Annotated in this window: 7 protein-coding genes; all 7 read right to left on the bottom strand. The window is 63.1% G+C overall.

The genetic code is table 11. The annotated features are described in order from the left end of the window. Positions 1–445: 445 nt before the first annotated feature. Positions 446–1,213: a heme ABC transporter ATP-binding protein gene (locus tag CAF53_RS26085; protein ID WP_100240090.1), complete on the bottom strand. Its 768-nt coding sequence runs from the start codon at positions 1,211–1,213 to the stop codon at positions 446–448. Further along, positions 1,210–2,244, bottom strand: coding sequence for an iron ABC transporter permease (locus CAF53_RS26090; protein ID WP_100240091.1), 1,035 nt, complete (start codon positions 2,242–2,244; stop codon positions 1,210–1,212). Before CAF53_RS26090 ends, CAF53_RS26085 begins: the two co-directional genes overlap by 4 nt. 35 nt (positions 2,245–2,279) lie before the next feature. Further along, positions 2,280–3,335 (bottom strand): ABC transporter substrate-binding protein, encoded by a 1,056-nt coding sequence (locus tag CAF53_RS26095; RefSeq protein WP_212742235.1) that lies wholly within the window; start codon positions 3,333–3,335, stop codon positions 2,280–2,282. A gap of 11 nt (positions 3,336–3,346) precedes the next feature. Further along, positions 3,347–4,132: a TonB-dependent receptor gene (locus CAF53_RS26100; protein ID WP_100240092.1), complete on the bottom strand. Its 786-nt coding sequence runs from the start codon at positions 4,130–4,132 to the stop codon at positions 3,347–3,349. A 6-nt stretch (positions 4,133–4,138) separates the two neighbouring features. Beyond that, positions 4,139–5,005 (bottom strand): recombinase family protein, encoded by an 867-nt coding sequence (locus CAF53_RS26105; RefSeq protein WP_100240066.1) that lies wholly within the window; start codon positions 5,003–5,005, stop codon positions 4,139–4,141. 141 nt (positions 5,006–5,146) lie between these two features. Next, positions 5,147–8,056, bottom strand: a complete 2,910-nt coding sequence (locus CAF53_RS26110) for a Tn3 family transposase (RefSeq protein WP_100240065.1) — start codon at positions 8,054–8,056, stop codon at positions 5,147–5,149. Beyond that, the coding region (locus tag CAF53_RS26115; protein ID WP_157801397.1) for a TonB-dependent receptor at positions 7,938–9,124 on the bottom strand (1,187 nt) is incomplete at its 5' end. The genes CAF53_RS26110 and CAF53_RS26115, both read right to left, overlap by 119 nt.

Here is a 9,124-nt window from a genome sequence, read left to right on the forward strand (position 1 = left end):
CGAGAATCTACCGCTGGCGCGGGCGAGCCGCCTTAGCGCGGCCGACGCCCTGTAAGGGGCGGCGCGAGGCGCGCTTGGCGGATTACACGGGCGGTCGATTGTCGTTCGGGAACGAAAGGGCGGCTGTCCTTGGTGTTCCCCGCGACCGAGATACCCGCGTGCGGGGAAGGGAGGGCGGCAAATACGCGCGGCCTGGGCCGCACCGAAGATCCTCGACAGATCCTCTACGCCTTGGCGGCGATCTCCCGGCGCAGCTCGCCGATGACGGCTTCATACTGGAACGTGGAACCGCGCCGGCATGGTGCGGGCGCGGCGGGACTACGGCGCCGGTTTCCCGCCTTCGACGACCGCGCTTGCCCTTGCAGTGAACGATGCCGAGCGACAAGAGGCCCCTATTTCTAAATGGCTTGCGGATTTGTTGGGCTAGGCCCCCTTTCCGCGGCCATCAAATAGTCACGACAAGCGGCGTGCGGCGTGTCGGGTGATCAAGAACCAGGACGCTCTGATCATACACGTCTTCTATCGTCCCGGACGTCAAGACATCTCGGGGCGTGCCATCGGCTGCGACAGCGCCGTTCTTGAGTATTACGATCCGATCGGCATAGCCGGAGGCGAGATTGAGGTCGTGCAAGACGATGACGACGCATGCGCCCGCACGCGCCAGATCGCGGGCGGTCGCGAGCAGGGATTCCTGATGGCGCAGGTCCAGCGCGGCGGTGGGCTCGTCGAGCAGGACGATCGGGCAATCCTGCGCCAGGACGCGCGCAAAGGATGTGCGAGCGCCTTCTCCGCCAGAGAGCGAGGTGATGTCGCGCATGGCAAGATGCGCAATGTCGGCGGTCGCCATGGCGCCCGACACGATGCGCTCGTCGGCGATCGGATCGGGTGGATGGGGTTGCCGCCCCATTTCGACCACCTCGCGAACGCGGAATGCGAAGTTGATGCGATGATCCTGCACGAACATCGCCCTGCGCCGGGCTAGGCCCCGGCTGCACCATGCCGCGACCGCGTGTCCTTCGATGGCGACGCTTCCCTCGTCGGGCGGGACATCACCGGCGATGACGCTGAGCAAGGTCGATTTGCCCGCTCCGTTCGGGCCGACCAGCGCCGTCAGCGTTCCATAGGCGAGATCGAGGCTGATATCCGATAGGACCGGAGCGCAGCCCAACGTGACCGACAGGCCGCGAAGCTGGATGGCCGGCGTGGGGGTCATACACGTACCTTTGGCCGCTGCCGCTGGATCAGCCACAGGAAAAAAGGAGCGCCGATGGCCGCGGTGAACAGTCCCAGCGGTATTTCGAGCGGCGGATCCAGCGTCCGGGCGGCCGTGTCCGCGATCACGATAAGCAGGGCGCCCAGAACCGCGGCGACCGGCAACAGCCAGCGATGACCCGGCCCGATCATCAGGCGCACGATGTGCGGAATGACCAGCCCCACGAACCCGACCGCACCGGCGAAGGCGACCGCCGAGCCGACCAGCAAGGCGCCCAATACGATCAGCAGCAGTCTGACACGGTGCACGTCCACGCCCAGATGACGCGCCTGCCGCTCGCCAAGGGCAAGCAGGTCCAGCGGCCGCGCGAGCGTGAGCAGACCGATGAGGCCGATGACGAAGGCGGGAAGCGCTGCCGCCAGCTCGGGCCAGCTCACGCGCGCCAGCGAACCCATTTGCCAGAAGATCAGCTGTTCGAGCTGCGTGCTGTCGGAGATATAGGTGAAGAAGCCTGTCGCGGCGGCGCAGGCCGCTCCGATCGCTATGCCCACGAGCAACATCGTCGTCGTCGCGCCCGACCGATCGCCGCGCGCCAGAGCATAGATGATTGCCGTCGCGAGGCACCCGCCGGCAAAGGCCGCGACCGTGATCGTCCAGCGGCCCAGCATATCCGCCCCGACAACGATCGCGGCAACCGCGCCCAGCGAAGCGCCGCTGGACACGCCGATGACACCCGGATCGGCGAGGACATTGCCGAACAGGCCCTGCAGTGCCGCGCCGGCGACCGCCAGGCTGGCACCTACGACGCAGGCCATCAGGATGCGAGGCAGGCGCAGATCCCACACCACGGCGATGTCCCGGCGGGAAAGGTCACCGGAGTCGGCCAGCCCGAGCTGTGCTGCGACGACATGAACGACATCGCTTGCCGGAAGCTTGAGCGGCCCGATAGCGAATGAGCCGAGAATGGCCGCGGCGAGCAGGACGATGGCTGTCAGCAGGACGGCAAACTCGGCCCCGCGCGAAGCCGACATGCGGCCTCGCCGCAGGCCGCCGACTAGCCTTCCGATCATTCGAAATCCAGGGCAGCGAAGGCGCGCGCGAGGGCCACGACGCCAGCCCCGGAGGCGATGCCCCCCGTCTTGAGCTGCAGGTCCGGCATGATGAAGACGCGGCCGTCGATGATCGCCGGCGTCTGTGCCAGCGTCGGATAGCTTTTGAGCAATCCTTCCTCGCCGCCGAACGTCTTCAGATCGGTCTCGGTCATTACGATGACTTCGGGTCCGGCCTGCACCATGCCCTCCGGGCTGAGAGGGGATGCCCCCTTCACGCCGATCTCGGTGCCGATATCGGTTCCACCCGCGATGGCGATCAGCCGCGAGGAAGGCGCGCCGACCCCGAGCACGGCGGGATGGCCCCCGGCTCCCGTCGCGGACAACTGGATCACACGCGGCTTGCGGCTGACGGTCTTCGCGATGGCGGCGGCTTGCGCATATTGCGCCTCGACCTTGCGCGCGAGTTGTTCGCCCGCATCGGCAAGGCCGATGGCGGCGGCGATCCGCCGGATCCTGGCCGGGGCGGGTTGCCCGCTGTCGATAACGATGGCCGGCGTGCCGGCGGCACGCAGCTGCGCGGAAAGCCGGCTATGGCGTTGCGAGCTGTTTCCGAAGAACACTGTGCCCTTCAGGCTCAGCACCCCTTCGGCGCCCGTGGCGCGGTTGAGGAGGTAGCGATGCCGCGCGCCGCGTCCCGTTTCGGTTGCCGATTCCTTCGGCGCGGCGAAGATATCCGAAGAACGGCCGAGGGCATCGAACATCTCGATGATATCGTCTCCGCCGGCTATCGTGCGCGACGTGTCGCGGATCTCCACGGTCACGCCGTCGTCGCCCCTGGCGGCGACCGGCAAGCGCTGGACCCCGGGATTTTCAAGTCTGGCGACGTCCTGGCCGGCCAAGCGGCTCCATCCTTTGGGCAGGCTCGTGGAGACCGCCTCGCTCTTGTCCGCATCCGACCGGGCGGCATCGCCGCAGGCCGAAAGCCCAAGGGCCAGCGACAAGGCAGCGGCAGACGACAGCGCTGCCTTCATGCGCGTCCCCCCGGTCGGGAATCGAGGCAGCCAGATCATGGGCATCCCTTTCAGAAGCGGAACGTCGCGCCCACCCACAGGCGCCGGCCCTCGTTCACCGTGTTGTAGGTCGCCTCATCGAGCTTCTTGTCGGTGACATTCTGGATCGCAGCGTTGATCAGGACGCCGTTGGGCATCCGGTACGAAGCGCCGATGTCGGCGGTGAAATAGTCGCCATAGCGGCGAACGATCCGGCCATCGGGCGTGGTGATGGGGGTTCCCGCCGATCCCAGTCGCAGCGCCGCGTTGATTTCGGAGCCATGATACCATCCCACGGCATAAGCGGTGATCGCCTCCGTGGGTGTCCACTCGAGCCGGCCGTTCGCCATGTGCTTCGGCGTTCGCGCCAGCGGATAGCCGACATAGTTGCCGCTCCGCTGTTTGCTATCGGTGAAAGTGTAACCGCCCCGGAGCGAAAGCTGATCCCATGGCTTCCACCGGAAGTTCGCCTCCACCCCGCGCACCCTGGCCTTGTCGACATTGACCCATGACCAGAGGCGATAGCCCGGGTCTTCGCTCCACCGGATGAAATTGCCGTTGGCGTCGATCTGCTGGACGTCGACGACCTTGTCGCGGAAGTCGGTATGGAACAGCGTCACACCCCCGCTGAGGCCGCGCTTATTGTCATAATGCGCATTGATCTCGTAGCTGGTGCTCTTTTCCGGCTTGAGGTTGGGATCGCCGACGATAACGCCGCAGGTGCCGTTCACACCATAGGAACAGCCTGCGCCGCCGGTGGTGGCCCAGTCGGCCCGAAGCTGTGATTTTAGCCATGTTGAAGAACGAAGATTGAACATGGCGAGCTACCAGGCTCGCTCTTGTCCTCCAATCTCGTAAACATCGGTCTCGATCGAGCACCTGTAGCTCTCTGCGATGTTGAACATCTCTGTCTGGAGAGATGTGATCTCGTCATCGAGGCTGACGCCATCGGCATCCTGATCATAGGCGACGGTCAGCGTGTAATCGCAGTTCCCGGTCTTTTGCATCTGGTAATCCCGCTCCAGCATCGCCTCAATGCGCTCGCGAGCGGGCTTTCTGCCACGACCATGCTTGTTGAAGTTCTCGATGGTCAGATGCAGGGCGATGGTGACAGAAGGCGGCTTTTCCGGCAGCCCGATCCTTGAAGGAATGACGTCAAGCGCCCGATAGACGGTCATCCTTGAGATCTTGAGGTCGCGCGCGACGCTGGCCTTGCTCGCGCCGGCGGTGATCCGGCGTCGGATTTCATCGTCATCGATGTTTTTCTTCCGGCCTTTGTAGACGCCTTCGGCGCGCGCCGCCTCGATCCCGGCGCGCTGCCGGTCCTTGATGAACGTCAGTTCCATGTCCGCGACCATGCCCAGAATGGTGATCACCATCCGCCCCATGCTTCCGGCCGTCGTCACCTCCGGCTCAAGCACCCGCAATGAGGCTCCCTTCTGGTCGAGTTCATGAACCAGATTGAGAACATCGCGTGTGGAGCGACCGAGCCGATCGAGACGCAGGACGACGAGTTCGTCATCGGCGCGCAGGAACTGCATGATCGTCTCAAGCTCCGTGCGTCCAGTGCGCGATGCGCCCGAGCCTGTTTCGGAGCGGACGATTTCACAGCCCGCTGCCTTCAACCGGGCAACCTGGATGTCGAGATCCTGGTCGATGGTGCTGACGCGGGCGTAGCCGACGCGGGTCATGGGCAAATCCGTCACATTAGGGTGGCTTTGCCCTCGTACAGTAACATTGGTGACGGAACCACCCTTTTGTGACATGTCGTATATGTCACTTCCGATCGTCACGTTCGGGTGCACCCAAATGGTGCGAGCGAAAGGCCCCGGTCAGGCAGCAAGCCGCCCAAAATCGATCCGGCTATTCAGATCGAGGTCGAAGCGGCCATAAGGATTGACGTGGCTGTAAATCAGCGGTGTGAGGCCGCGATAATCATCCGGCGTCATCCGGCCCGTCCATTTCGGTTCCACCAGCACGCTCTGAAGCATTCGGGTGTTCACATAGACAAGCGACGCTTGCAGCAAATGTAGCGCCAGGACCGAGAGCTGCTGCTCATCGATGCGGTTGGTGGCGATCTCGCCGCCCTTGCCGAAGAAAACGAACCCGTTGGCACTGTTCCAGTTTTCAACGACATTCAGGCCTTCATGAATTTCGCGGCGGAAGGACTCCTCGCGCAGATACCGGCACAGGAAGATCGTCTTGACCGCGCGGCCCAGCTCACTCAACGCCTTGTAGGTCGGGTGCATCACCTCGGAGCGGCTGAACCGGCGCAGGATCGCCTCCGGGTCGGCGGTTTTTGTCTGCATGGCGGCTGCATATTTGACCATCTCGTCATATTGCTGCTCGATCTCATCCCAGTTGATCGGACTGGAGAGGATCGGCTGCAAGTGGGGAAGCCGCGTTCGCATGCCGACATCGGGAAGAGCCAGCTTCTGGCGAGCGATCGCTTTCAGGCGGGGTGCGAGCTCAAATCCGAGAAGCCGGCAAAATGCAAAGCCAACCGCGCTTTGGCCATGACTATCAACATATTGTCGCTGGATTTCCATGTCGGTGCAATGGCGCAGCACGCCCTCGATCATGGAGGCGACCTCGGAGGAAGAGCAGCGCTTGAGCTGGGAATAGACGCACGTCGCGCGTCTTTCGACATGCCAGTAGATCATGACGCCCCGCCCACCATAACGCGCATGCCATTCCGTCATCAGGTTGCGATCCCAGGCTCCGAACTTTGTGGAATCTGACGCACAGGCCGTGCCGGCGTCTCCCCAGACTGCGGCATTGCGGATTGCCAGGGTCGCATTCGCAACCCTGGCACACGCCTCCTTGAGCGCCGCGGCATGAACGAAGCGGCGATGGACATGCAGCAGCTCTTCATAGCTGACATCGGGGGTGGCGCCGGCGATCCGCTTGAGCCCGGCATTCGTTCCCAAGCCGTAGAGGCATAGCAGGAGACGTTGATCCAGCGCGGTTTTCGGCAGTGCAACACGCGAGGCCGATGTTTCGAACGCTTCGAGAAGTCCCGTATCAAGGGCAGCCTCCTTCAGTACGTCGAGCAGCCCGGTCATCGGCCAGCGTTGGCCGATCTCGGTCTTGATCGAGGCGAGACCCCTGGGTTCGGGCAAGGGTTTGAACGGGGTGAGAGAGATACGGTTCTCGCCGCGCCACAGCAGCCGAACCTTGTCGTTCCGGGGAATATTGGCATTGAGGCGCAACAGTTCCTGAGCAAGCTCTTCCCGGATGGCGCTTGAAAATGCACGCGCATCCGCCGTCAGGTTCAATCCTGTGTAATATGCTTCTCGCCGCGCATCGAAGTCCTTGGGAAGATCGTCATCGGGATTGCGGTATCGGTCCGCCCCGGCAACCCAGATTTCCTTAGAACGGATGCGATCGCGCAGTTGCGCGAGGACACAAAGCTCATAACTGATCCGGTTTACGCGCCCCTCTTCATCAATGACGGAACTGCGCCATCTCGCCGGAATGACCTCGTCGACCGGCACTGCGTGCGGCGGCACGTAGCGGCATCCATCATCCACTTTGCTTCTGATCCAGTCCAGGGCCGCCAGCACCGGACGCCACATGGCGTTGTTCGACCGGAACTCCAGTGCCGAAAGCAGGCTTGGCAGCATACGGCGATAATGATTGGCCCATGACCCCCGCATCACCTTGTAGATCCGCCGATCCAAGGCGCCCTTTGCCTGGCTTTCCTTGATGATCGCCGCCAGCTTGTCCTTGCCGGCGATTGGGAAAATGACATCGCAGATGCGCCCGGATGGATCGTCGATCGAAGCGCTGGCAATCTCGACCAGGAGTCGCTCCTTGCCATAGACCCGCTCGATGTCTTTCGCGATATCGCCCACCACCTTGCGTTTCGAGCGCGATCCGATCTTATGGACCGTCTCGATCAGCAGGTCGACCATCGCATCCGTAAGCTGAGCTTCCCGCGCCATCAGATAAACGGCATAGAGCCCGAGCTGGCGCGCCGGTACATGCCGGCGCATCTCCGAGGCTTTCTCGCCGGCAGCCCGGCGAACGATCTGATCGACCCATGCCTTGCCCGTGACCGATAGGAAATCTCGGGGAAGAGCAAGCCGCTGGATAAAGGCGAGTTTGGCGGTCACGCCAAGAATGTTTTCGAGCGTCGCCTGACCTGCATCGCCCTTCATCGTGTTGAAGCCGGTCGGGCCATCGGGATCGGCGAGCGAGGCTTCCAGCAAGGCGACCGCATCCGGCACAAGCCGGTCGCGGACTCGGGCCAACAGGGCCTCCAGATAGAGGTGTCGTTGCGAGCGGACGAGGCGTTCCAGCTCCTTGCGCGACGGCCCATAGATACGGCGGTCGCGGCACCACAGGAAAACATGCTCGAGCATGGCATTGATCGACTGCCCGCCCGCACAAAGATCGTCGGAAATCCACCCCGACAACGCCCTGCGATCCGTCTGCGTCATACGGCGGAACCCGAGATGCCGCAAAATCTCCGCGCAATGCCGGCGGGCGGTGCGACCGGAAAAATCATAGTGGTTCACGGATTTGGCATCGAGACCAAGTTGCTCCGCCAGATACAAGACACCGTCGGAGGGTATCGACGCATGATCCGGCACAAAGAAGCCATGCGCGGCGAAAAATCTAAGCTGAACCGCCAATCCCAGTCGCGCCGTCTCCGCTTTGCCGGTCACGAACGCGATGTCCGAAAAACTCAGGCTCCAGGAGCCGATCAGATCCCCACTCGAAACGCCAAGGCTCATAACGCCACTCCCTTATCGGAGCGGAACGTCGTTCCTCGCATGGGCGACCGTCAACAACAACCAGCCCGTTCCCGACGTGTTCTCCAAGATGACCAAAATCGCAGCTTCGGGCCGACTGGGCCGTGGTATAGGCATAGCCCGGTGCGATCTGGCGGATTTCCGGTGCGCGAAAGCCCGTCGTCACGCCGCCCTTGAGGACCAGGCCGTCAATAGCCTCCCACACCACATAGGCGCGCGGCGTCCAGTGCGAGCCATAGATATCGTGATCGTCCAGGCGCACGCCGCCGGTAAGGCTGAGCCGATCGGTGACATAAAACTCGTCCTCAACGAACACCGCTTTCTGGGTGATGGAGAAGCGTTCGTCGAGCCCGGTTCGCGCCCCGGGATTCTGATCGATCAGCCGCGTGTTGTTCCATTGCCCGCCGACCACCAGCGTGTTGCCGGTGAAGAGCGGCATCGAAAAACGCAGATCGGCGACACGGTTGCGAACATTGGGCGCACGGGTGCCGGCGACGAACGCGCCCGAGGCGGCATTGCGCGAATAGATGTAGCGCTGCGTCTCTTCCTGCTGGATCGAAAGCCAGAGCTTTTTGTCGCCGAAGCTGCCGTCATACCAGGCTGCATAATGATCGCGATCGTTCGTGTTATAGGTATCGGCGGCGGTGGCCGCCAAAGTCTTGCCGCCGCTGTTCTCGCGGCGCACGCGCTGGGTGCCGGCCTCCAGCACCATCTCATGGCCGGGTGCGAGCCGGACCGCGACACGCCCGGTCAGATCATAGTCCTTCGCGCCGTTGAGGCCGTTCAGGATGCTGGTCTCTTCGCGATTGTAGCGCCGGCCCCACATCTGGACCCCGAGAGTGTCGGAGGCGACCGGACCGGCGAGATAGAACTGACCCTGGTAATTGTCGCCGTACCGCCCATGCTCCTGCAAGGTATAGTCGAAGCCGAGCGATCCGCCCCAGCGGTCCGGGATCTTGCGGGTGATGATGTTGATGACACCGCCCATCGCATCGGAGCCATATAGCGAGGACATGGGACCGCGCACGACCTCGATCCGCTCGATGGCTT

This window comes from Sphingobium sp. LB126 (genome assembly GCF_002795205.1).
GTDB classification, from domain to species: domain Bacteria; phylum Pseudomonadota; class Alphaproteobacteria; order Sphingomonadales; family Sphingomonadaceae; genus Sphingobium; species Sphingobium chungbukense.